Source organism: Pseudomonas sp. IT-P74 (assembly GCF_949768175.1).
Lineage (GTDB): Bacteria > Pseudomonadota > Gammaproteobacteria > Pseudomonadales > Pseudomonadaceae > Aquipseudomonas.
Window position 1 is genome coordinate 15,490 of the sequence record NZ_CATKQD010000008.1, and the last position, 20,236, is coordinate 35,725.

At 61.3% G+C, this 20,236-nt stretch carries 14 protein-coding genes; 10 read left to right on the plus strand and 4 right to left on the minus strand.

Annotation, left to right across the window (positions count from 1 at the left end):
• The first annotated feature begins 136 nt into the window (after positions 1-136).
• Entirely contained in the window at positions 137-1,366 is a 1,230-nt protein-coding gene (locus tag ACM6J5_RS07160; RefSeq protein WP_008053616.1) for an acyl-CoA dehydrogenase, read from the plus strand.
• Between the two features lie 113 nt (positions 1,367-1,479).
• On the opposite strand, the gene ACM6J5_RS07165 is transcribed toward ACM6J5_RS07160, so the two are convergent.
• On the minus strand, positions 1,480-2,820 hold the full coding sequence (locus ACM6J5_RS07165) for a substrate-binding domain-containing protein (protein WP_414928083.1): 1,341 nt from the start codon (positions 2,818-2,820) through the stop codon (positions 1,480-1,482).
• Positions 2,821-3,009: 189 nt separating this feature from the next.
• Positions 3,010-3,822: an exodeoxyribonuclease III gene (xthA, locus tag ACM6J5_RS07170; protein ID WP_095945979.1), complete on the minus strand. Its 813-nt coding sequence runs from the start codon at positions 3,820-3,822 to the stop codon at positions 3,010-3,012.
• Between the two features lie 311 nt (positions 3,823-4,133).
• On the opposite strand from xthA, the gene ACM6J5_RS07175 reads away from it, so the two are divergent.
• From ACM6J5_RS07175 to ACM6J5_RS07205, 7 genes are all read left to right on the plus strand, one after another.
• Positions 4,134-4,784 (plus strand): GNAT family N-acetyltransferase, encoded by a 651-nt coding sequence (locus tag ACM6J5_RS07175; protein ID WP_414928084.1) that lies wholly within the window; start codon positions 4,134-4,136, stop codon positions 4,782-4,784.
• 78 nt (positions 4,785-4,862) lie between these two features.
• Positions 4,863-6,590 carry an autotransporter assembly complex protein TamA gene (locus tag ACM6J5_RS07180; protein ID WP_414928085.1) on the plus strand — a complete coding sequence of 576 codons (1,728 nt, stop codon included), beginning with the start codon at positions 4,863-4,865 and terminating at the stop codon, positions 6,588-6,590.
• Positions 6,587-10,264 carry a translocation/assembly module TamB domain-containing protein gene (locus ACM6J5_RS07185; RefSeq protein WP_414928086.1) on the plus strand — a complete coding sequence of 1,226 codons (3,678 nt, stop codon included), beginning with the start codon at positions 6,587-6,589 and terminating at the stop codon, positions 10,262-10,264. The genes ACM6J5_RS07180 and ACM6J5_RS07185 overlap by 4 nt, the downstream gene beginning before the upstream one ends.
• Before the next feature lie 237 nt (positions 10,265-10,501).
• Positions 10,502-10,975: a MarR family winged helix-turn-helix transcriptional regulator gene (locus ACM6J5_RS07190; protein ID WP_095945983.1), complete on the plus strand. Its 474-nt coding sequence runs from the start codon at positions 10,502-10,504 to the stop codon at positions 10,973-10,975.
• Positions 10,972-12,441, plus strand: coding sequence for an efflux transporter outer membrane subunit (locus ACM6J5_RS07195; RefSeq protein WP_414928087.1), 1,470 nt, complete (start codon positions 10,972-10,974; stop codon positions 12,439-12,441). Before ACM6J5_RS07190 ends, ACM6J5_RS07195 begins: the two co-directional genes overlap by 4 nt.
• Before the next feature lie 15 nt (positions 12,442-12,456).
• On the plus strand, positions 12,457-13,659 hold the full coding sequence (locus tag ACM6J5_RS07200; protein ID WP_095945985.1) for an efflux RND transporter periplasmic adaptor subunit: 1,203 nt from the start codon (positions 12,457-12,459) through the stop codon (positions 13,657-13,659).
• Between the two features lie 172 nt (positions 13,660-13,831).
• Positions 13,832-15,364 carry a DHA2 family efflux MFS transporter permease subunit gene (locus ACM6J5_RS07205; protein ID WP_095945987.1) on the plus strand — a complete coding sequence of 511 codons (1,533 nt, stop codon included), beginning with the start codon at positions 13,832-13,834 and terminating at the stop codon, positions 15,362-15,364.
• A gap of 123 nt (positions 15,365-15,487) precedes the next feature.
• On the opposite strand, the gene lpxH is transcribed toward ACM6J5_RS07205, so the two are convergent.
• Together lpxH and ACM6J5_RS07215 are read right to left on the minus strand one after the other, a co-directional pair.
• The gene (lpxH, locus tag ACM6J5_RS07210; protein WP_414928088.1) at positions 15,488-16,240 is read right to left on the minus strand and encodes a UDP-2,3-diacylglucosamine diphosphatase; all 753 of its coding nucleotides are present in this window, start codon (positions 16,238-16,240) and stop codon (positions 15,488-15,490) included.
• A complete protein-coding gene (locus ACM6J5_RS07215) occupies positions 16,237-16,740 on the minus strand; it encodes a peptidylprolyl isomerase (protein ID WP_046037821.1) in 504 nt (167 codons plus the stop codon). The genes lpxH and ACM6J5_RS07215 overlap by 4 nt, the downstream gene beginning before the upstream one ends.
• 267 nt (positions 16,741-17,007) lie before the next feature.
• On the opposite strand from ACM6J5_RS07215, the gene ACM6J5_RS07220 reads away from it, so the two are divergent.
• Together ACM6J5_RS07220 and cysS are read left to right on the plus strand one after the other, a co-directional pair.
• Positions 17,008-18,705 (plus strand): glutamine--tRNA ligase/YqeY domain fusion protein, encoded by a 1,698-nt coding sequence (locus ACM6J5_RS07220; RefSeq protein ID WP_414928089.1) that lies wholly within the window; start codon positions 17,008-17,010, stop codon positions 18,703-18,705.
• Between the two features lie 20 nt (positions 18,706-18,725).
• Positions 18,726-20,108, plus strand: a complete 1,383-nt coding sequence (cysS, locus tag ACM6J5_RS07225) for a cysteine--tRNA ligase (protein ID WP_414928090.1) — start codon at positions 18,726-18,728, stop codon at positions 20,106-20,108.
• The last annotated feature ends 128 nt before the right edge of the window (positions 20,109-20,236 follow it).

Below are 20,236 nucleotides of genomic sequence, written 5' to 3' on the forward strand. Positions count from 1 at the left end.
TGACCGTGACGATCAGTCGATCATATATCGGTGATGAATGTTTATACACGCCGAGAATAGGCTAGGTAAATTATCAGCGCTGTTCTAGCATCGATTGCATGACCTAAACAACCTCCCCCAAGAAGGTATCTCGCTCATGGATTTCGCTTATTCGCCCAAGGTTCAGGAACTGCGTGAGCGTGTAACAGCGTTCATGGACACCTACGTCTATCCCGCCGAAGCCGTGTTCGAGCGCCAGGTCGCCGAGGGCGATCGCTGGCAGCCGACCGCGATCATGGAAGAACTCAAACTCAAGGCCAAGGCCGAGGGCCTGTGGAATTTGTTTCTGCCTGAGTCCGAACTGGGTGCCGGGCTGACCAATCTCGAATACGCGCCATTGGCGGAAATCATGGGTCGCTCGCTGCTGGGGCCAGAGCCATTCAACTGCTCGGCACCGGACACCGGCAACATGGAAGTGCTGGTGCGCTATGCCAACGAAGAGCAGAAACAACGCTGGCTCGAACCCCTGCTGCGCGGCGAGATCCGCTCGGCATTCGCCATGACCGAACCGGACGTCGCGTCCTCCGACGCCACCAACATGGCCGCCCGTGCCGTGCGCGATGGCGACGAGTGGGTGATCAACGGCAAGAAGTGGTGGACGTCGGGTGCGTGCGACCCGCGCTGCAAAATCCTGATCTTCATGGGCCTGAGCAATCCGGATGCGCCACGTCACGCCCAGCACTCGATGATTCTGGTGCCGGTGGATGCGCCTGGCGTGAAGATTGTGCGTCCACTGCCAGTGTTCGGTTACGACGATGCACCACATGGGCACGCCGAAGTGCACTTTGAAAACGTGCGGGTGCCGTACGAAAACGTCCTGCTGGGCGAAGGACGCGGCTTCGAAATCGCACAAGGTCGCCTTGGCCCTGGCCGGATTCACCACTGCATGCGTTCGATCGGCATGGCCGAGCGGGCGCTGGAACTGATGTGCAAACGCTCGGTGAGCCGCACGGCGTTCGGCAAGCCGCTGGCACGCCTGGGCGGCAATATCGACAAGATCGCCGACTCGCGGATGGAGATCGACATGGCACGCCTGCTGACGTTGAAAGCGGCGTACATGATGGACACCGTCGGCAACAAAGTGGCGAAAAGCGAGATCGCGCAGATCAAGGTCGTGGCGCCAAACGTAGCGTTGCGGGTGATCGACCGGGCGATCCAGATCCATGGCGGGGCAGGGGTTTCCAACGATTTCCCGCTGGCCTACATGTACGCGATGCAGCGCACCCTGCGCCTGGCCGACGGCCCGGACGAAGTGCACCGTGCGGCGATCGGCAAGTTCGAAATCGGCAAATATGTGCCGAAGGAGATGATGCGTAGCGGGCACTAACACCGCAGCGGCTTCAATCGCCAGCAGGCTGGCTCCCACAGGTTCAGTGTGATCCCTGTGGGAGCCAGCCTGCTGGCGATGGCGTCGTCGAATTCAATACATCAACATCAAATTCAATACACCCAAACCTCAACCCGCCGATTCTTGATCCTTCCCTCATCGGCGCTATTGGCCGCCACCGGCATTTCGGCACCGAATCCACGTATCTCGCGAAACACCACGCCGCTCTTCGCCAACTCCCGCCGTACCGCCATGGCCCGCAGCTTCGACAACAGATCGGCACGCGCCGGGTCGCTCTTGGCATCGCCAAACCCCACCAGCGTCACTTGCCCGGACATTTTGTCTTGCTGCTTTATATAGTCGAGCACTCGCGTCAGGTCTTGCCGCGCCTTGTTGTCCAGGCTGGCACTGCCTTCTTCAAAGCGAAAATTCACCGACAACCGCTGGGCATGACGACTGAGGGACTGGTATCCCTCGGGCATCAATGCATTCGGCGTGACGGCCATGGCCTGGACGGTCTGGGCAACAAACCCGTTGGCGGCAACAATCGCCTGCCCTTTGCTGCTTTGGGCATAGGCCACCAGTGCCTGGGCCCAGGGATTTTTCCCCGTCGGTGGCAGGTAAAAGAACAACCGACGGGACAGCGGATAATCTTCCGTGGCAATCAGGCTGTTGAGCGGCAGCATGGCCTGCGATTGACCGTCGACAATGGCCACGGCTTTGGCCCGGCGCACGTAGGGCAAACCGATAAAACCGATACCTTGCGGGTCTGCGCTGACCGCATCGGACAATTGTTCGCTGGACTCGAAACGTTTCGCTGTACTGCCCAGGGTTTTCCCTCGGCCGCTGAGGACCAGTTCCTTGAAGGTGTCGTAGGTCCCGGACTGATCATCCCGTGCATACAGATGTATCGGCCCGCCGCGACCGCCGATGTCTTCCCAGGTCTTCACCTCGCCACTGAAGATGCGCGCCAGTTGCAGGGTGTCGAGTTGGTTCAGCGGATTGTCCGGGTGAAGGATGATCGCCAGGCCATCGATGGCAATGACCTGTTCGGCGCCCGGGCTTTTAAGGTCACCGAGGGATTGCAGGCTGACCAGTTCGCTGTCCTTGATCGGGCGCGACGAGGCGGCAAGATCGGCGCTGGCGGCTTTTAGCGCGGTAAAACCGGTGCTGGAACCATGGGCCGCCACCTCCACCACGACCCGACGGCCCTGAACGGTTTCGCCGACGATGCGCAGTTCGTTGGCGGTGTCCGGGGTTTCGCGGTGGATCTTGCGCAGGCCCTGTTCACTCAGCAGGCCCTCGACCAGTGCCGGTGCCAATGCCGCGCCGATGGTGTTGGAACCCTGAATCCGCAACACCGGGCCGTGTTCGGGTGTCGGCAAGTCGCCGGCCGAGGCCGCTTGCGGCAAGCCCGTGCACAGCATCAACAGGAACAACACGCGCAGCATCATGCCGGCACCTTACATAGCCAAAGGAGGTGTCGGGAGATTAAGTCAGTAAGGTTTCGGAAAAATGACACTTTCTCATGTGGGAGCGAGCCTGCTCGCGAAGAGGGCGTATCAGTCGACATCATTGTTGAATGACACACCGCTTTCGCGAGCAGGCTCGCTCCCACAGGAGTTTGATGCAGCCGGGAGGGATCAGCTCAACTCAAGCCAGATCGGCGCATGGTCCGAAGGTTTTTCCATGCCACGCAGTTCGTAGTCCACACCGGCGGCCTTCACCCGTGGCAGCAAGCCGTGGGAAGCCAGGATCACATCAATGCGCAGCCCACGCTTGGGCTCGTCCTCAAAACCGCGGCTGCGGTAGTCGAACCAGCTGAAGACATCCGCCACGTCCGGGTTCAGGTGGCGGAAACTATCCACCAGGCCCCAGTTTTTCAGGCGGGCCATCCACTCGCGTTCTTCCGGCAGGAAGCTGCATTTTCCGGTTTTCAGCCAGCGCTTCATGTTGTCCGGGCCGATGCCGATGTCGCAGTCTTCCGGGGAAATGTTCACATCGCCCATCACCACCAGCGGCTGGTCGTTCTTGAACTGGCTTTCCAGCAATTGCTGCAAGTCGCCATAGAAACGCTGCTTGGCCGGGAACTTGGTCGGGTGGTCGCGGCTTTCGCCCTGTGGGAAATAACCGTTCATGATGGTCACCGGCACGCCGTTGACGTCGGCGAAGGTGCCCCAGATGAAGCGTCGCTGGGCGTCGTCTTCGTCGGTGGCGAAACCTTTATGCAGGGCCAGCGGCTCCTGGCGCGAGAGCAGGGCGACGCCGTAATGGCCTTTTTGCCCGTGGAAGTACACGTGATAACCCAGGGCTTGAACCTCTGCCAGTGGGAACTGATCGTCGTGGACCTTGGTTTCCTGCAAGCCGATCACATCGGGCTGGTGTTTTTCGATCAGCGCCGCCAGCTGATGGGGACGGGCGCGCAGCCCGTTGATGTTGAAGGAGACGATCTTCATGGTCGGCAGTCCTGGCAAAAGGGCGATGCTAGCTGACATGTGGGAATCGGGCCAGTGTGGGGTGAGGGGATTCGGTTTTGTCAGTCAGTCTTGTGTGGGCAGTGATGGCCTCATCGCGAGCAGGCTCGCTCCCACAGGGAACGGATGTGGTCTGTCCCTTTGTGGGAGCGAGTCGGCTCCGGGCGGCGTTCCGACGAAGGCGATTTCATTGCCTACACTGAGTTCGGATCTGTAAGGAACTGTGTCAGCGCCGACAGGCTCGTAACAACAAGAGCGCAGCCACCCGAGCTGTGCCGGGGAGATCAACCGTCATGCCCGAAACCTCGACCGCCATCGCCGATATTCACATGCTCGACAGCGGCTACGCCCGCGAAGCACGTTCGCTGCTGTACCAGGCTTATCGACACGAGCCGACCTTCGGCTATTTGTTCGAAGCCGAGCGCCCCGGCTACGAACAGCGGGTTCGCGCCACCGTGCGCGAACTGGTGACCCAGCACTTTCTCCAGGACCTGCCGGCCATCGGCCTGCTGGTCAACGACCGCTTGATCGGCATCGCCCTGATCGCACCGCCGCAACGACGCCTGGGCGTCACTGAAAGTTGGGCCTGGCGCCTGCGCATGGTGCTCAGCACGGGATTTCGCTGCACCCGTCGCTACCTCGAGTATCACGCCGCCGTGGAGGCCTGCGTGCCGAACGAGTCGGTGCACGTCCTGCCGTTGCTGGGGGTTCATCCGCAGTTCCAGGGCCAGCATTTCGGTGAACAATTGCTGCAAGCCGTGCACAACTGGTGCGCGGTGGATGAAAACTCTCAGGGCGTGATCCTCGACACCGGGAACCCTCGCTACCTGGAGTTCTATAAGCGCCAGGGCTATCAGGAAATCGGTGAGGTTGCCGTAGGACCGATTCGCGAACACGTGTTTTTTCACCCCAATCCCCAGCTGTTACATACTGCAACGGCTTGAACGACGAACTTTCTTTGCTTGTCAGGCTCTATCACGCTCCCATGTTCATGATCCATGCTCGTGATAGCATCCGCGCCTATGAAGTTTCCAGGAAGAATTACCAGCGGTGTGCTGATGCTGATGACCAGCTGCACGGCGCTGGCACAAAGTGAATTGGATGTACGGATCAAACCGTCCAATGACGAGCTGAAGGCCAATATTGAAGGCTATATCGGCGGCCTCGGCGATCGCGATGAAGAGGCGTTGCTGCGCTTCAGCCGTGGCGCCGAAGAGCAGGCGCGCAAGGCCGCCCAGGCCCTGGGTTATTACCAGCCGCACATCGACAGCGAGGTGAAGGGCGGCGAAAAGCCGCGCCTGGTGCTGAAGGTCGACCCCGGCGAGCCGGTGCACTTGCGCAACGTCACGGTGCGTGTCGACGGTCCGGCAGCTTCCCTCAAGTCCTTTCGAATCCCTAAAAGCGACGCGCTCAAGCCCGGCGCCGTGCTCAACCATGGGCATTACGAGGACGCCAAGCGCCTGATTCAGAACCAGGCTTCGCGTTATGGCTTTTTCAGCGGCCGTTTCACCCGTTCAAAACTGTCGGTCGACCCCCGTGCCGGCGTCGCCGATATCGAACTGATCTATGAAAGCGGTCCGCGCTATACCTTGGGCAAGGTCAGTTTCGAGGGCGATACGCCGTTCGATGACGATCTGCTGCAACGCATGGTGCCGTTCAAGACCGGCACGCCGTATGACTCGGAACTGATCGCTGAACTCAATCAGAACCTGCAATCGAGCGGCTACTTTGAAGTCGTTCGAGTGGACGCGGCACCCACGGCGTCCAGGGACGAAGCGATCCCGGTGGACGTCAAGCTCGAAACCCGCAAGCCGCGGACCATGGGCCTGGGCCTGGGCTTTTCCACCGACGTCGGTCCACGGGCCAAGGCCAACTGGACCCGGCACTGGGTCAATGCGCAAGGGCACAGTTATGGCTGGGAAACCGAAGTCTCGGCACCTCGGCAAAACGTCGGGCTGTTCTACGACATACCGCTGGACCCGCCACTGACCGACAAACTGCGTTTTGCCGGTGGCTATCAGAATCAAGAAATTGCCGATAAGGACAGCCACAGCAAGCTGCTGACCCTCGGTCCCGAGTGGCACAGCAAACTGCCCAGCGGTTGGCAACGGGTGGTGTCGCTGAAGTGGCAGCGCGAGGATTACCAACTGGGCGACGACTCGGGACTCAGTACCTTGCTGATGCCCGGCGTGAGCTACTCGTACCTCAAAAGCGACAGCCGCATCGATCCGCACAACGGCTATCGCCTGCAATTCGAGTCCAAAGTGGCCAAGGAAGGTTTGGGTTCCGACAGCAACTTGCTCTACGGCACGGCATTGGTCAAAGGCCTGACCACGGTGTTCGATAATCACCGGTTCCTCGGGCGGGTGCAGGTCGGTGGCAGTGCCACCAACGGCTTCAAATCGGTACCGCCATCGTTGCGCTTCTTTGCCGGTGGCGATCAGAGCGTGCGCGGTTACGACTATCAGAGCCTGTCCCCGGAAAACTCCGACGGTGACCGCATCGGTGGCCGCTACATGGTGGCCGCCAGCGCGGAATATCAATATTCCATCGCCGAAAAATGGCGGATCGCGACCTTTGTCGATCAGGGCAACGCCTTCAACACACTTGAATTGCCGAACCTCAAGACCGGGGTTGGTATCGGCGTGCGCTGGGTATCGCCGGTGGGGCCGATCCGCCTCGACCTGGCCCACGCGCTGGACGACGATGGCGGCATTCGACTGCACTTTTCCATGGGGCCTGAGCTGTGAAGCGTGGTTTGAAAGCAACACTGCTGACGATGGCGGCGCTGGTGGCGGTGGTTGTCCTGACGCTGGCCACGGTGCTGGGCACGGCGACGGGCAGCCGCTGGGCATTGGGTTTCGTGCCGGGTTTGACCCTGGAAAACTACCAGGGCCGGCTGGGCGGGCAGTGGAGTGCCGACCGGGTGCTGTGGCAGCAGGACAGCAACCGGGTTGAGCTGAGCAAGGTGATTTTCGCCTGGTCGCCGTTGTGCCTGACCCGTATGACCCTGTGCATCGAGCAATTGCACGCCGATCAGGTCAGCCTGACGTTCCCGCCGGGTGCCGAAGAGCCAGACAGCGGCCCGATCACACTCCCGGAGCTCAAGTTACCGTTGGCCATCGAACTGGGGGAGATCAAGGTCGGCAGCCTGTTGTTCAACGGCAGCGAAGAGCTCAAGGGTTTGCAACTGGCGGCGCACTGGACGACGGCGGGTTTGAAGATCGACGCGGTGTCGTTGCAGCGCGATGACCTGAGCCTGAACCTGTCCGGTCTGTTGCAACCCTCCGGCAACTGGCCCCTCAGCGCTTCCGGCAAGCTGACCCTGTTGTCGACGCCTGAGCCCCTGGCGCTGGCGCTGAAGGTCGACGGCGACCTGCTCAAGACCCTGAACCTGAAAGCCGACAGCAGTGGTTACCTCAACGGGCAACTGACCGGCGAACTGCAACCGCTGGTGGAAAACCTGCCGGCCAAGGTGCGGATCACCGCCGATGGCTTCAAGCCCAGTGCCGATCTGCCGGACACCCTGCAACTCAATCAGCTTGAACTCACGGGGGCGGGCGACCTGAAAAACGGCTACGCGCTGCTCGGCAAAGCCACGCTGCCCGCCGAGCAAGGGCCAGTCGCCCTGGCGCTGAAAGGCAAGGTCGACGCCAAGGGCGCGCAGATTGCCGCGCTGGACCTGACCGCCAACGACAAGCAAAACCTCAAGCTCACAGGGCTTGTGGATTGGAGCAAGGGTCTGAGCGCCGAGGCGAAGATCGACTGGCTGGACTTTCCGTGGCACAGGCTCTATCCGCTCATTGACGAACCTCAGGTAGCGCTTCGCACGTTCACCGGCGAAGTCTCCTACACCGACGGTAAGTACCTCGGTCATTTTGACGCGGCGGCGGACGGTCCTGCTGGCGTCTTCACCCTGGCCAGCCCGTTCGCCGGCGACCTGACGAAAATCTACCTGCAACAGATTCAACTCCAGGCCGGGCAGGGCAAGGCCGAAGGGCACCTGAACCTGCAATTCGCCGACGGCATTGCCTGGGACACCGCGCTGGACCTGTCGGCGATCAACCCGGCGTACTGGGTCGCAGAGCTGCCGGGCACACTGGCCGGGCCGCTGCGCAGCACGGGCGAGCTGAAAAACGAAGTGCTCAGCCTCAATGCCGACCTGGACCTCAAGGGCAAACTGCGTGGTCAGCCGGCGGTGATCCAGGCCAAGGCCGACGGCCGTGGCGAGCAATGGAACCTCAACGCTTTGCAAGTTCGCCTCGGCGATAACAGCATCAGCGGCAAAGGCAGCCTGCAACAGAAACTCGCCGGCCAGATCGATCTCAAGCTGCCGCGCCTGGCCCAGCTCTGGCCGCAATTGCGCGGCCAGCTCAATGGTCGCGTGGATGTCGCCGGCACGCTCAAGGCGCCCCAGGGCAAGCTTGACCTGCAAGGCTCGCAACTGGCTTTCCAGGACAATCGCCTGCAAAGCCTGAACCTGGACGCCACGCTCGACAGTGCGCAACGGGCGAAGATCAACCTCAAAGGCAGCGGCATCCGGGCCGGCGACACTTTACTGGGAACCCTGACCGCCAGCGGCCAGGGCGACATCAAGAACCAGAAGCTGAGCCTCGATCTGCAAGGGCCGAAGCTGACACTGGCGCTGGGTCTGGACGGTGCGCTGGACAAAGGCAATTGGCGCGGACGCCTGGCCAGCGGTGATATCCAGGCCGGTGGCCAGGACTGGAAGCTGCAAGGGTCGGCGAAACTCGAACGCCTGGCGGACGGCAAAATCAACTTTGGCGCCCATTGCTGGGCATCCGGCCAAGCCAGCCTGTGCGGTGAAGACTCACGCCTGATGCCCGAGCCGAAGCTGCGTTATCACCTCAAGCAATTCCCGATCGACAGCCTCGCGCAGTGGTTGCCGAAGGATTTCGCCTGGCAGGGCCGGCTCAACGCCGACCTGCAACTGGACCTGCCGGCCAGTGGCCCGAACGGCCAGATCAGCGTCGATGCCGGCGGCGGCACGCTGCGCATCAAGGACAAGGACAAGGACCAGTGGCTGGACTTCCCGTACCAGACCCTGAAACTCTCCAGCAAACTCACGCCCAAGCGCATCGATACCGAGCTCAACTTCGTCGGCGGCAAACTCGGCGAACTGATGGTGCAGGCGCAGCTCGATCCGTTGCCGAAGAACAAACCGTTGAGCGGCTCGTTCCGCTTGAGCGGGCTGGACCTGTCGGTGGCGCGGCCGTTCGTGCCGATGGTCGAGAAACTGACCGGGCGCTTGAATGGCAGCGGCACGATTTCCGGCGGGCTGCTGGTGCCGCGGGTCAATGGCAGCCTGCAACTCAGCGACGGTCAGATCTCCGGGCCTGAATTGCCGATGGAGCTGAAAAACCTGCACGTTCAAGCACTCATCGCCGGCGAAAGCGTAGAACTGAACGGCGGCTGGAACAGCGGCAAGGTCGGGCAGGGCAGCCTGAGCGGCAACGTCACCTGGGGTCAGGCACTGGTGGTGGACCTGGCGCTCAAGGGGGCGCAGTTGCCAGTCACCGTCGAGCCATACGCCAAGCTGGAAGTCGCTCCGGACCTGAAGATCTCGATGAAAGGCGACGAGTTGGCCATCGCCGGCAAAGTGCTGGTGCCCAGGGGCGAAATCACCATTCGCGAGTTGCCGCCGTCGACGGTCAAGGTCTCCGATGACACGGTGATCATTGGTCAGCAAACCGAGGAGGGTAAACCGCCGCTGGCGATGAAGATGGACATCGAAGTGCTGGTTGGCGAAGACAAGCTGAGCTTTGCCGGGTTTGGCCTGACCGCGAATGTGCAGGGGCATGTGCACATCGGCGACAACATGGACACCCGTGGCGAGCTGTGGCTCAACGACGGGCGTTATCGCGCCTACGGCCAGCGGCTTTCGGTGCGCCGGGCACGCTTGCTGTTTGCCGGGCCCATCGATCAGCCGTACCTGGACATCGAGGCCATTCGCAAGACCGGCGACATCATCGCCGGCATTCGCCTCAGTGGCAGCGCTGAGCAGCCGACCACACAGATCTTTTCCGAACCGGCCATGAGCCAGGAGGAGGCCCTGTCCTATCTGGTGCTCGGGCGTCCGCTGAGCAGCAATGGCGAGGACAACAACATGCTCGCCCAGGCGGCCCTCGGTCTGGGCTTGATGGGCAGTTCCGGGGTGACCAGCGGCATCGCCAAGAACCTGGGCATCCAGGACTTCCAGCTCGACACCCAGGGTAGCGGTACTGCCACCAGTGTGGTGGCCAGCGGCAATATTTCCGAGAAGCTCAGCCTGCGCTATGGCGTCGGCGTGTTCGAACCGGCCAACACCATTGCCTTGCGCTACAAGCTGAGCAAGAAGGTTTACCTCGAAGCCGCTGGCGGCGTGGCCAGTTCGCTGGACATCTTCTACAAGCGGGATTTCTAAGCCCCCGTTTCTTCTCGGATCCGAGTCGCTGCCATCGCGAGCAGGCTCGCTCCCACAAGGGTTACGCAGAACCTGTGGGAGCGAGCCTGCTCGCGAAGGCGTCGGCGTGGGCAGCACAAAATCTGACGCCATTAGTCAACTATTTACCAAGCCTGCTAACTATTGCGTTGACATTCGCTGCCTAGGCAGTAACATCTCGACATACATTCACTGCCTAGGCAGCTAATTGGTGGTCAGATGAAACATTTCTCTCCGGACGATTTCCAGAATTGCCATCTCGGCCTGTTGCTCGGGCGTGCCGCGCTGCTCAAGGACCGGATCATCGACACCCACATGGAACCCCACGGCATCACCGCCGCACAGTTCAAGGTGTTGATCATCATCGCCCAGTTCGGCGTCGATTCGCCGGGCGAGTTGTGCCGCCACCTGTCCCTGGACAGCGGCTCGATGACGCGCATGCTCGATCGTCTGGAACAGAAGGGTTTCCTCGCTCGCCAACGCTCCGAGGCGGATCGCCGTCAGGTGCAGTTGGTACTGACCGAAGAAGGGCAGAAACTGGCCGACCGCCTGCCGCACATCGGTGCCGAAGCCATGAATGAACTGGCCGGTGCCATCACTCCAGAGGAACTGAAAACCCTGGAGTTGATCCTGAAGAAAATTTTGGTGGCAGCCGGTGACGCGATTACCCTGCTACGGGTAGGTGACAAATGAGCAGTAACCCCTTGCGTACCGGCCTGAGCCTGGTGCTGTTGGCCATGAGCGTCGCCGGTTGCGCCAGTTACAGCGGTCTGAAAACCGAAGGCGTCAGCCTCGACGCGAAGACCCTCAAGACCGGGAAATCCCTCAGCGGTGTGACTTTATCCCCCGCCGCCTGGCCGAAAAGCGACTGGTGGAAAAGCCTCGGCGACCCGCAACTCGACGGTTTGATCCGCGAGGCCCTGCGCGACAGCCCGGACATGCAGATCGCCGACGCCCGTGCCCATCAGGCCAGCGCTGCCGCTTCCGCAGCCGACGCCGAGCGGATGCCGACCCTGGATGCCAGCGCCGGTGTCAGCCGCTCGCGCCTGGCCCGGGACCAGGACCCGCGTGGGCAGGGCGATACGTACGCCACCGTGCGTAACATCAGCAGCAGTTTCAATTACAACTTCGACCTGTGGGGCGGTCAGCGCGATGCCTGGGAAGCGGCCTTGGGCCAGGCCCGAGCGGCCGAAGTCGACCAGCAGGCTGCGCAACTGACCCTGGCCGCCGATGTCGCCCGTGCCTATAGCGACCTCGGCCAGGCACACATCGTCTATGACCTGTCCAGTGAAGACCTCAAGCGCACCCGGCAAATGCTCGACCTGAGCCAGCGACGCATGACTGCCGGGATCGACAGCCAATACCAGTTCCAGCAGACCGAAAGCCTGGAAGCCACTTCCCAGGCCAACCTGATCGACGCCGAAAAACGCCTGAACAGCGCGAAAGTCGCTCTCGCGGTGCTGCTCGGCAAAGGCCCTGACCGCGGCAATGAAATTGCCCGCCCGAACATTCTTCAGCCGAGTGCGGTAGCGCTACCTTCGGTGCTGCCGGCCGAATTGCTCGGGCGTCGCCCGGACCTGGTGGCCGCGCGCTGGCGGGTCGAGGCCGCGAGCAAAAGCATCGATGCCGGCAAGACCCGGTTCTATCCCAACCTGAACCTCAGCGCCGCCGCCGGTGCCGAATCGTTGTTGGGCGATGCGATGTTTGGTTCGGCCAGCCGCTTCTTCAACATCGCACCGACGATCTCGGTGCCGATCTTCGACGGTGGCCGCTTGCGCGCCGACCTCGATTCGCGCGACGCCGATTACGACCTCGCCGTGGCGCAGTACAACAAAAGCCTGGTCAAGGCACTGGGGGATGTCAGTGACAGCATCAACCAGCTACGCGATATCGGCCGGCAGATCGCTGCCCAGCAGCACGCCACCGACATTGCCCAGGATTCCTACAACACCGTGGTACAGCGTTACGGTTCCGGCATCGGCAACTACCTGGACGTGCTCAGCATCGAGCAGCAATTGCTCCAGGCCCAGCGTCAGCTGGCCAACCTGAATGCCGAGCGGATTGACCTGTCGATCCAGTTGATGCAGGCGCTGGGCGGCGGTTTCCAGCCTGAGGCCATTGCCACGGCCACCGCCACGCCAGCCACGCTGACCCACTAATTCAAGGTACTTGTCATGGCCACTGCCGATACAACTCAACCTCCTGAAAACACCCAGGGCAACCCCAATTCGGGCAAGCGCAAGTTCATGCTGCTGGTCCTGGCGACCATCGTCGTGCTGAGCGGCGCGGGCGTCTGGGCCTACCATGAGTTCTACGGGCGCTGGAGCGAAAGCACCGACGACGCCTATGTGAACGGCAACGTGGTGGAAATCACCCCGCTGGTCACCGGCACCGTGGTCAGCATCGGCGCCGATGACGGCGATCTGGTCCATGAAGGCCAGGTACTGGTGAACTTCGACCCGAACGATGCCGAAATCGGCCTGCAAAACGCCCAGGCCAATCTGGCGCGTACCGTGCGTCAGGTGCGTGGCCTGTACAGCGATGTGGATGGCATGAAGGCCCAGGTCAACGCCCAGAAAGCCGAAGTGCAAAAGGCCCAGGACAACTTCAGCCGGCGCAAGAACCTTGCCGCTGGCGGCGCGATTTCCCAGGAAGAGCTGTCCCACGCCCGCGACGACCTGACCTCGGCGCAAAACGCCCTGGCCAATGCCGAACAGAAGCTCAAGACCACCAGTGCGCTGGTCGATGACACCGTTGTTTCATCGCACCCGGACGTGATGGCCGCCGCCGCACAACTGCGCCAGGCCTACCTGAACAACTCGCGCAGCGTCCTGATTGCACCGGTCACCGGTTACGTGGCCAAGCGTTCTGTACAACTTGGCCAGCGCGTACAACCGGGTACCGCGCTGATGGCGGTGATTCCTCTGGATCAACTGTGGATCGACGCCAACTTCAAGGAAACCCAGCTGCGTGACATGCGCATCGGCCAACCGGTGGAGATCGAAACCGACCTCTACGGCAGCGACGTCAAATTCAGCGGCACCATCGACAGCCTCGGCGCCGGGACCGGCAGCGCCTTTGCCCTGCTGCCGGCGCAGAACGCCACCGGCAACTGGATCAAGATCGTGCAGCGCGTGCCGGTGCGAGTCCACGTCAACGCCGAGGAACTGGCCAAACATCCGCTGCGGGTCGGCCTGTCGACCATGGTCGATGTGGACCTGCACGACCAGAGCGGACCGGTGCTGGCGCAACAGCCACCGCAGAAGGCGTCGTTCAGCACCAACGTCTACGACCGTCAACTGGCCGAGGCCGACGCGATGATCACCCAGTTGATCCACGACAACAGCGCCGCGGTCAGCAAGACCGCGCAACGCTGATCCCTCTGCCCTTGTGGGAGCGAGCTTGCTCGCGATAGCGGACTGACATTCAACATCAATGTCGACTGAGCTGACGCCTTCGCGAGCAGGCTCGCTCCCACAGGGTTAGCTGCGTCTGTTACCGGCGCAGCGCCGGCCCCGCTCCAAAAAATTCAGCTCCAAAGGATTCGCGATGAGCAATAACGCGTCTTTCACGCCGCCCAGCCTGCTGCTCAGCACCATCGGCCTGTCGCTGGCGACCTTCATGCAAGTGCTCGACACCACCATCGCCAACGTGGCGTTGCCGACGATCTCCGGCAACCTGGGCGTGAGTTCAGAGCAGGGCACCTGGGTCATCACCTCGTTCGCCGTGAGCAACGCCATCGCCTTGCCGCTGACCGGCTGGCTCAGTCGACGGTTCGGCGAGGTGAAGCTGTTTGTCTGGGCGACACTGCTGTTCGTGCTGGCTTCGTTCCTGTGCGGGATTTCCACCTCGATGCCGGAGCTGGTGGGCTTCCGTGTGCTGCAGGGGGTGGTGGCCGGGCCGCTGTACCCGATGACCCAGACCCTGCTGATTGCGGTTTACCCACCGGCGAAACGGGGGCTGGCGCTGGCGCTGTTGGCGATGGTCACGGTGGTCGCGCCGATTGCCGGGCCGATCCTCGGCGGCTGGATCACCGACAGCTATAGCTGGCCGTGGATTTTCTTCATCAACGTGCCGATCGGTCTGTTCGCGGCGTGGGTGGTGACCCAGCAGATGAAAAAGCGTCCGGTGGTCACCAGCCGCCAGCCTATGGATTACGTCGGCTTGATCGCGTTGATCATCGGTGTCGGGGCGTTGCAGATCGTGCTCGACAAGGGCAACGATGCCGACTGGTTCGAATCCAGCTTCATCGTGATCGGCTCGGTGATTTCGGTGGTGGCCCTGGCGTTCTTCGTGATCTGGGAAATGACCGACGAACACCCGGTGGTCAACCTGCGCCTGTTTGCCCATCGCAACTTCCGCTACGGCACCATCGTGCTGATCCTGGGTTATGCCGGGTTCTTCGGGATCAACCTGATCCTGCCGCAGTGGCTGCAAACGCGGCTGGGCTACACCGCGACCTGGGCCGGTTTTGCCGTGGCACCGCTGGGGATCCTGCCGGTGCTGCTGGCGCCGTTTGTCGGCAAATACGCACCGAAATTCGACATGCGCCTGCTGGCGGGCGGGGCGTTCCTGGCCATCGGCCTGAGCTGTTTCATGCGCGCCGGGTTCACCAATGAAGTGGACTTCCAGCACATCGCCATGGTGCAACTGTTCATGGGCATCGGCGTGGCACTGTTCTTCATGCCGACCCTGACCATCCTTCTGTCGGACCTGCCGCCCAGCCAGATTGCCGACGGTTCGGGGCTGGCGACATTCTTGCGGACCCTGGGCGGCAGTTTCGCGGCGTCGTTGACCACCTGGATCTGGATTCGCCGGGCGGACCAGCATCATGCCTACCTGACCGAAAGCATCACCCCCTTCGATCCGGCAACCCGCGAAGCACTGAGCCAACTGGGCGGGGCAGGGGCCAAGGCCTATACGCAGCTGGAGCAGACGGTGGTCAGCCAGGCGTACATCATGTCCACGGTGGATTACTTCACCTTGTTGGGCTGGATGTTCATGGGGCTGATATTGATCGTGTGGCTGGCGAAGCCACCGTTTACGGCGAAGGCCGGGCCTGCGGCCTCGGCCGGACACTAAACACCGCACACCCCCTGTAGGAGCGAGCCTGCTCGCGATAGCGGTGGATCAATCAACAATGATGTTGAATTTGAGTCCGCAATCGCGAGCAGGCTCGCTCCTACAGGGTTTTGTGTTTGGTAGTCAGTTCGCGGGTGCAGCCAGTTGCGGTGGCGGCGTGAAATCAAAGGGTGCCAGCGCAAACCCTTGCTCATCCACCTGCAGCGCCCACCCTTGACGATCCCAATCCCCCAGCACAATACGCTTGGCCGCTTGCTCGCCAAGCTGCAACTTGTGAATCGCGGGGCGGTGGGTGTGCCCGTGGATCAAGGTTTTCACGCCGTATTCCTGCATGATTCGCGGAATCTCCTCAGGCGTGACGTCGACAATGTCATTGGCCTTCATCCGCGTTTGCGTGCGACTTTCACTGCGCAGCTTGCGCGCCAGCTTGTGCCGGGTGCGCAGCGGCAAGTGCCGCAGGATGAACAGGGTGATCGGGTTGCGCAGGTAGCGACGCAGCTTCATATAGGCTTCGTCGCGGGTGCAGAGGCTGTCGCCGTGCATCAGCAGCACCGGCTCGCCGTTGAACTGCACGACACTCGGATCTTTCAGCAAGGTGCAGCCGGCTGCTTTGCAGAAGGCCTTGCCCAGCATGAAGTCGCGATTGCCGTGCATCAGGAAAATGGCCGTGCCACTGTCGCTGAGGTCGCGCAGGGCCTGGCAGATGGAGCGCTGGAAGGGGGTCATGGCGTCGTCGCCAATCCACACCTCGAAGAAGTCGCCCAGAATGTACAACGCACTCGCCGAGCGGGCGCGTCCGGCGAGCAAATCCAGAAACGCCCGGGTAATGTCCGGGCGCTCCTCTTCCAGATGCAAGTCTGAAATCAGCAATATCACTCAATGATCTCGGCTTTCTCGATGATCACGTCGTCTGCTGGTACGTCCTGGTGGCCGGACTTGGAAGTGGTGGCCACGCCTTTGATCTTGTCGACAACGTCGGTGCCGGCGGTCACTTTACCGAATACCGCGTAGCCCCAGCCCTGAACGTTCTTGCCGCTGTGGTTCAGGAAGCTGTTGTCGGCCACGTTGATGAAGAATTGCGCGGAAGCCGAATGCGGCTCCATGGTGCGGGCCATGGCGACGGTGTACTTGTCGTTGGAAAGACCGTTGTCAGCTTCGTTCTGGATGCTTGGGCGCTTGTCTTTCTTTTCTTTCATGCCTGGCTCGAAACCGCCGCCCTGGATCATGAAGTTACCGATGACACGGTGGAAAACGGTGTTTTCGTAGTGACCGGCTTTAACGTACTCGACGAAGTTGGCCACGGTGATCGGGGCTTTATCGGCGTTCAGTTCGAGGACGATGTCGCCATGGTTGGTAGTCAGTTTGACTTGGGTCATGATCGGTACTCTTTTGAGATGAAGCATATCTAAGGAATTCGTGGTTCTGGGACATTCCGTCCCGCAACCGGTTCGGCCTGTCTTGGCCAAGGTGCGCAGTTTAGCGTGCCAGACGCGAATTTCGAGGCAGTTTTTTCATTTGCGGCCTATTAAATACGACGGTTTACAGAGTGCGCTCTGTCAGGTACTTGACGGCATCGGCTATGATAGCGCCTTTGTTTTGTCCGGCCTTCATTACGGCCACGCACTTGTACGTTCAAGGATCCTATGAGCAAGCCCACTGTCGACCCTACCTCGAATGCCAAGACCGGCCCTGCCGTGCCGGTCAACTTCCTGCGGCCGATCATCCAGGCAGACCTGGACTCGGGCAAGCACACGCAAATCGTCACCCGTTTCCCGCCTGAACCCAACGGCTACCTGCACATCGGCCACGCCAAGTCGATCTGCGTGAACTTCGGCCTGGCCCAGGAGTTCGGCGGCGTCACGCACCTGCGTTTCGACGACACCAACCCGGCCAAGGAAGACCAGGAATACATCGACGCGATCGAAAGCGATGTCAAATGGCTGGGCTTCGAGTGGTCCGGCGAAGTGCGCTACGCCTCGCAGTATTTCGACCAGTTGCATGACTGGGCGGTGGAGTTGATCAAGTCCGGCAATGCCTACGTCGATGACCTGACCCCGGAGCAAGCCAAGGAGTATCGCGGCAGCCTGACCGAGCCGGGCAAGAACAGCCCGTTTCGCGAGCGCAGCGTCGAAGAGAACCTGGACCTGTTCGCCCGCATGAAAGCCGGCGAGTTCAAGGACGGCGCACGGGTGCTGCGGGCCAAGATCGACATGGCCTCGCCGAACATGAACCTGCGCGACCCGATCATGTATCGCATCCGTCACGCTCACCACCACCAGACCGGTGACAAGTGGTGCATCTACCCGAACTACGACTTCACCCACGGTCAGTCGGACGCCATCGAAGGCATCACCCACTCGATCTGCACCCTGGAGTTCGAAAGCCATCGTCCGCTGTACGACTGGTTCCTCGACAACCTGCCGGTGCCGGCGCACCCGCGCCAGTACGAGTTCAGCCGCCTGAACCTGAACTACACCATCACCAGCAAGCGTAAGCTCAAGCAGCTTGTGGACGAAGGTCACGTCAATGGCTGGGACGACCCGCGCATGTCCACGCTGTCGGGTTTCCGCCGCCGTGGCTACACGCCGAAATCGATCCGCAACTTCTGCGAAATGATCGGCACCAACCGTTCCGACGGCGTGGTGGACTTCGGCATGCTCGAATTCAGCATCCGCGACGACCTCGACCATAGCGCGCCGCGCGCCATGTGCGTACTGCGTCCGCTGAAAGTCGTGATCACCAACTATCCGGAAGGCCAGGTCGAGAACCTCGAACTGCCGTGCCACCCGAAAGAAGACATGGGCGTGCGCGTGTTGCCGTTCGCCCGGGAAATCTACATCGACCGTGAAGACTTCATGGAAGAGCCGCCGAAGGGCTACAAGCGCCTGGAACCGGCCGGTGAAGTGCGCCTGCGTGGCAGCTACGTGATCCGTGCCGATGAAGCGATCAAGGACGCCGATGGCAACATCGTCGAACTGCGCTGCTCGTACGATCCGGACACCCTGGGCAAGAACCCTGAGGGCCGCAAGGTCAAAGGCGTGGTCCACTGGGTACCGGCTGCGGCCAGCGTCGAGTGCGAAGTGCGGTTGTACGATCGTCTGTTCCGTTCGGCCAACCCTGAGAAGGCCGAAGACAGCGCCAGTTTCCTGGACAACATCAACCCTGATTCGCTGCAGGTACTCACCGGTTGTCGTGCTGAACCCTCGTTGGGCAATGCACAGCCGGAAGACCGTTTCCAGTTCGAGCGCGAAGGTTACTTCGTCGCGGATATCAAGGACTCGAAACCGGGCGCTCCGGTATTCAACCGTACCGTGACCCTGCGTGATTCGTGGGGCCAGTGATTTAGCGTCAAGGAATTAACGTGCTTACGATCTACAACACGCTCACCAAGAGCAAAGAAGTCTTCAAGCCGCTCGATGGCAACAATGTGCGCATGTACGTCTGCGGGATGACCGTGTACGACTACTGCCACATTGGCCATGGCCGCAGCATGGTTGCGTTCGACCTGGTGACCCGCTGGTTGCGCTTCAGCGGTTATAACCTGACTTATGTGCGCAACATCACCGACATTGAAGACAAGATCATCAATCGGGCGAAAGAGAACGGCGAGCCGTTCGACGCGCTGACCGAACGCATGATCACCGCGATGCATGAGGACGAGGCGCGCCTCAACATCCTCAAGCCGGACATGGAGCCACGTGCCACGGATCACATTCCGGGCATGCTGAGCATGATCCAGACCTTGATCGACAAGGGCTACGCCTACGCCCCGGGCAATGGCGACGTGTACTACCGCGTTGCCAGGTTCATGGGCTACGGCAAGCTGTCGCGCAAGAAGATCGAAGACCTGCGCATCGGTGCACGCATCGAAGTCGACGAGTCCAAGCAGGACCCGCTGGACTTCGTGCTGTGGAAAGCCACCAAGCCGGGCGAGCCGAGCTGGGAATCGCCGTGGGGCGCCGGGCGTCCGGGCTGGCACATCGAATGCTCGGTGATGTCCACCTGCTGCCTGGGCGAGACCTTCGACATTCATGGCGGCGGCAGCGACCTGGAGTTCCCGCACCATGAAAACGAAATTGCCCAGAGCGAAGCAGCGACCGGCAAGACCTACGCCAACGCGTGGATGCATTGCGGCATGATTCGCATCAATGGCGAGAAAATGTCCAAGTCCTTGAACAACTTCTTCACCATTCGCGACGTGCTCGACAAGTACCACCCGGAAGTCGTGCGCTACCTGCTGGTGTCGAGCCACTACCGCAGCGCCATCAACTACTCGGAAGACAACCTCAAGGACGCCAAGGGCGCCCTGGAGCGTTTCTACCACGCGTTGAAAGGCCTGCCGAACGTTGCACCGGCTGGCGGCGAAGCTTTCGTCGAGCGTTTCACCTCGGTGATGAACGACGACTTCGGTACGCCGGAAGCCTGCGCGGTGCTATTCGAGATGGTCCGCGAGATCAACCGCCTGCGCGAGAGCGATCTGAACGCAGCGGCCGGTCTGGCAGCCCGTTTGAAAGAGCTGGCCAGTGTGTTGGGTGTGTTGCAGCTTGAGGCAGATGACTTCCTGCAGGCTGGCGCCGAAGGGCGCGTGGATGCAGCCGAAGTCGAGGCACTGATTGCAGCGCGCCTGGCGGCACGTGCCGGCAAGGACTGGGCCGAATCCGACCGCATCCGCGACCAGCTCACCGCCATGGGCGTGGTGCTGGAAGACGGCAAGGGCGGCACGACCTGGCGTCTGGCTGACTGATAGTTTTACTTGTTACAGACAAAACCCGCCTTGTGCGGGTTTTTGTTTATGAGGTGGCTGCTGTTTTTGAGGTGCCTGAGCTGACGTAATCGCGAGCAGGCTCGCTCCTACATTGGGTTTTCGCCAGG

Bases quoted from the DNA above. Each gene is read 5' to 3' on its own strand.
- ACM6J5_RS07160 (WP_008053616.1), top strand. From the start codon at position 137: ATGGATTTCGCTTATTCGCCCAAGGTTCAGGAACTGCGTGAGCGTGTA.
- ACM6J5_RS07165 (WP_414928083.1), bottom strand. From the start codon at position 2,820: ATGATGCTGCGCGTGTTGTTCCTGTTGATGCTGTGCACGGGCTTGCCG.
- xthA (WP_095945979.1), bottom strand. From the start codon at position 3,822: ATGAAGATCGTCTCCTTCAACATCAACGGGCTGCGCGCCCGTCCCCAT.
- ACM6J5_RS07175 (WP_414928084.1), top strand. From the start codon at position 4,134: ATGCCCGAAACCTCGACCGCCATCGCCGATATTCACATGCTCGACAGC.
- ACM6J5_RS07180 (WP_414928085.1), top strand. From the start codon at position 4,863: ATGAAGTTTCCAGGAAGAATTACCAGCGGTGTGCTGATGCTGATGACC.
- ACM6J5_RS07190 (WP_095945983.1), top strand. From the start codon at position 10,502: ATGAAACATTTCTCTCCGGACGATTTCCAGAATTGCCATCTCGGCCTG.
- ACM6J5_RS07195 (WP_414928087.1), top strand. From the start codon at position 10,972: ATGAGCAGTAACCCCTTGCGTACCGGCCTGAGCCTGGTGCTGTTGGCC.
- ACM6J5_RS07200 (WP_095945985.1), top strand. From the start codon at position 12,457: ATGGCCACTGCCGATACAACTCAACCTCCTGAAAACACCCAGGGCAAC.
- ACM6J5_RS07205 (WP_095945987.1), top strand. From the start codon at position 13,832: ATGAGCAATAACGCGTCTTTCACGCCGCCCAGCCTGCTGCTCAGCACC.
- ACM6J5_RS07215 (WP_046037821.1), bottom strand. From the start codon at position 16,740: ATGACCCAAGTCAAACTGACTACCAACCATGGCGACATCGTCCTCGAA.
- ACM6J5_RS07220 (WP_414928089.1), top strand. From the start codon at position 17,008: ATGAGCAAGCCCACTGTCGACCCTACCTCGAATGCCAAGACCGGCCCT.